The following is a 2923-nucleotide window of genomic DNA, read 5'->3' on the forward strand; positions in this document are numbered from 1 at the left end:
GGGACATTTTTGACGCTGTTCCCCGGGAGCGGGGCCAGACTGCGCCGATCAGCTACGTTCTGCCGGTTGCACTGGACAAAGGCCTGAACGAAGCGAACGTCAAAGCGGAATACGCTCGCTGGAAAAAATACATGGGCATTACTGGTCGCGTATCCGTTCCAGTACCTGCTAATATTGCACAGGCGGCCGCTAACGTAGAAATTCCGTCTCAGAAATCTGCAGAGTAATCTGTAGACACTTCGGAAACTCAGAAGGGGCATTTACTGCCCCTTTGTTATCTTACCCCGAGGTTCAAATGTTTGCACAAGCCATTATCGCCCACCACTGGGCTCAAGCCAAATTTGGAAATCATATGAAAATTATTAATACTCAGGAACCTGAGAAGTTAGTTCGTGAACGTGGTATTCTTGACGTGCATTCCATTTTTCATACCATTCAAGGCGAAGGCCCATTTTGTGGTCAACCTGCCGTATTTGTTCGATTAGCTGGTTGCAACTTACAATGCCCAGGTTGTGATACAAACTATACGTCAAATCGTAAAAAGATGAGTCACTGTGACATTTGGCAAGAGATTGTCCGTGTTACTGGTGAAGCTAAGACTAACTTAGTTGTCATTACTGGCGGCGAACCTTTCCGTCAACCTGAAGTTGCTAATTTTATCAATTACCTCATTGATATGAAAGGTTATCGCGTACAGGTTGAAACTAACGGAACTATGCCTATCCCGCGTGAACTCAACTATAACTGTGTGGTAGTATGTAGTCCTAAGGCAGCAAAGATTCACCCTAGCGTTTCCGCTCGAGCTGATGCTTTCAAATATGTAATGAAAAGCGGAAACGTCAACGAAGAAGATGGATTACCGTTGCAGGCACTGGATCACCGTGCAACACCATTTATCGCACGTCCACCTGTACACTTTAAAGGTAAAATTTATCTTCAACCTATGGATGAACAGGACGACGATGCTAATAAAGCAAACGCTCAGGCTGTTGTTAAATACGCAATGAAGCACAATTATATCGTTCAATTGCAGATTCACAAGTATTTAGGTGTAGAGTGAAGTTATACATATTCAAAAACGCGTGGATGATTGCTGCGGCTAATGACCATTATGCTGGTGACGGTCAACGCGCTAAAAGACATGGTATGTTCAACTGATAAGGTAAATCGTTATGAATAAGCATATTCAATTACTCGGTCAAATTGTTCCACAAAATGTGTTAAACCAGTGTCTGTTTGATGAAGACGGATTTGTAAAACATTATGTGACCACAGTTTCTCAGGCGGCATCCCATGCAGCTCTTGCATCTGTAATTCGAGAAGGATATTTAGTAGATGTTCTGAACGATAGCAGTCCCGAACTCACTGTCTTTGTTGAAGGCATGGATGGAAATGATCTTATGAACTTAAAGACAGTCTACAATACGCATGTAACGCCTCCGCGTAACGCACTTTACAAATGGCGCATTAGTGCTTCTGTTAGCGGAACACAGAAAGCGGAAGCAGTGGAAGAGATAATTAAAAACCATAAAACTTCTTCTGAAAAATTAGCTGGTATCATGGAAGATGTACTTACGAGTGTCTTTAAAGTTGATCGTAACAAAGAAGGCGAGCCGGAACTATTCGTTAATGAAGCGTTTGTTAATAAGGATTGCATCCAGGAGATTAAAGCTCCACGTCCAAATAAATATATGCGCAAAATCAAAAGTTTTGAATCGCATGACATTAACGGTAGCCCAATCGAAATTGATGTATGGGTTGACGTGTATGATGTAATTAAAGCATTCAATGTAACCAGTGGGCCTATGCAACACGCACTGAAGAAAGTGCTGTGTGCTGGTGAGCGCGGTCATAAAGACTTACTGGAAGACCTCAACGATATTATTGCATCCGTTGAGCGTGAAATTGAAATGGTTAAGGAAGGTAAATAATATGTGCTCTATCTTTGGTGTTATTACTAACGGTCAACCTGAAAGTCTTATTATCCGTAACGACATTGAGGATCTTATTAAAGCTAGTATCAACCGTGGTCGTGATGGTCTTGGTGTACGCTTTACGCATGGTGACCACAGTATGCACCCGCAACGTATTGTTAGTGTCGGTAAGAAAACATCGCTGGAACGTCTTGTTAAAGTTGGGCGCATTGTATCTCATGCTGGAGCTATTGGTAGCTTCACAATGATTGGTAACGCTCGCGCTGAACCGACTACAGAGTGGGTCGTTGACAAGAATGAGTGGGACCAGCAACCGTATCATATGGATGGTTGGACTATTGTTCATAACGGTACTATTGCGAACGATAAAGACCTTCGTACCTATGCCCTACAGACTAAGATTGATAGTGCTGCGATCGTCGAACAGTTAGCGGAATGCACACTTTCGGCGGATGAAACGTGTCTGTCTGATTCAGATTACCTTTATAATGTATTTCATGAAGTTATTCGCAAGTTGAAAGGAAGTTACGCAATCCTTGCAACGCACGATTCACTTCCTGGGTATGTGTTTACAGCATGTAATTATCGTCCAATCTGGATTGGTAAGAGTGATACTGGTATGTATTTCGCCAGCCAGGAAGACATGTTACCAACCCGTGCGATTAAGCAGATGCTGAAACCTTATTCGTGTAATGTGGTCACATCCACTGATGTATGCAATGAAGTTGATCTTATTCCAAATAAACAGACTCAACGCGCGTTAGTTGTCGCCAGTGGTGGTATGGACAGCACAGTAGCAGCTCAGATGTGTAAGTCCAATGGTTTAGATGTCACTTTAATTAACTTCCAGTATGGTTGTCGTGCAGAAACTAACGAGTTGAAGGCTATTCGTAAAATTGCGGAAGTGATGGAAGTTCCATTAGTTGAATTCCCAATCCCAATTTACGATAAAAAAGATAGCCCGTTATTTGACCAAGATGCTGCAATTG

4 protein-coding genes are annotated in these 2923 nt (G+C 42.6%); all 4 read left to right on the forward strand.

Features of this window, described 5'->3' with window-relative positions:
• On the forward strand, nt 1-227 hold a 227-nt coding region (locus BM613_RS15245; RefSeq protein WP_219930715.1), incomplete at its 5' end, for a hypothetical protein.
• Nucleotides 228-295: 68 nt separating this feature from the next.
• Nucleotides 296-1060: a 7-carboxy-7-deazaguanine synthase QueE gene (locus BM613_RS14140; RefSeq protein WP_146192840.1), complete on the forward strand. Its 765-nt coding sequence runs from the start codon at nt 296-298 to the stop codon at nt 1058-1060.
• Nucleotides 1061-1172: 112 nt separating this feature from the next.
• The gene (locus BM613_RS15405; protein WP_219930716.1) at nt 1173-1931 is read left to right on the forward strand and encodes a hypothetical protein; all 759 of its coding nucleotides are present in this window, start codon (nt 1173-1175) and stop codon (nt 1929-1931) included.
• On the forward strand, nt 1900-2923 hold a 1024-nt coding region (locus BM613_RS14150), incomplete at its 3' end, for a 7-cyano-7-deazaguanine synthase (RefSeq protein WP_181363202.1). The genes BM613_RS15405 and BM613_RS14150, both read left to right, overlap by 32 nt.

This window comes from Sulfoacidibacillus thermotolerans (genome assembly GCF_003144315.1).
Taxonomy (GTDB): domain Bacteria; phylum Bacillota; class Bacilli; order Alicyclobacillales; family SLC66; genus Sulfoacidibacillus; species Sulfoacidibacillus thermotolerans.

Bases quoted from the DNA above. Each gene is read 5' to 3' on its own strand.
- BM613_RS14140 (WP_146192840.1), top strand. From the start codon at position 296: ATGTTTGCACAAGCCATTATCGCCCACCACTGGGCTCAAGCCAAATTT.
- BM613_RS15405 (WP_219930716.1), top strand. From the start codon at position 1,173: ATGAATAAGCATATTCAATTACTCGGTCAAATTGTTCCACAAAATGTG.